Source organism: Helicobacter vulpis, from assembly GCF_003660395.1.
GTDB lineage: Bacteria > Campylobacterota > Campylobacteria > Campylobacterales > Helicobacteraceae > Helicobacter > Helicobacter vulpis.
This window is the reverse complement of record NZ_QXQT01000102.1, coordinates 1-397: the sequence shown is the minus strand read 5'-3', so window position 1 is coordinate 397 and position 397 is coordinate 1. Positions and strand designations below refer to the sequence as shown.

Genomic DNA, 397 nt, shown 5'->3' with positions numbered 1-397 from the left:
GTTGCCATGGAGGTAGTTAAGCAAGTAGCCAAAGTAAGGCATATTCACTTGGATTTCTATGCTTTTGACTTGGGTTTTCTTTGTATCGTAGTAGTTGATCCGAAACCTTCTAAAGAGCACAATGTTTTCTTTAGCGCGCTCATAGAGCACCCAAAAGTTAGCTGCCCTGATATTTTTCCAAAATTTTTCAACGATTTTAGAGAGATTCTCAAGACTGACTTTAGTCTTAGCTCCTATCATTGCTCTAATGTCCTCTACTTCAAACACTAGGAGCTCATCCTCTCTGTCTTTGAGTTTGTTGAAGATGGCAAAGAGCAAATTGGCTTCTAATGCACTTAGCCTACCTAGAGATACAGAATTGACATCGTTATGGAAGGTTACATATTTTTCAGCGATG

At 39.0% G+C, this 397-nt stretch carries 1 protein-coding gene; it reads right to left on the bottom strand.

The features are described from left to right. Positions 1 to 397, bottom strand: a 397-nt coding sequence (locus EAO38_RS08765) for a RepB family plasmid replication initiator protein (RefSeq protein ID WP_162982772.1), incomplete at both ends; no start/stop codon positions are given.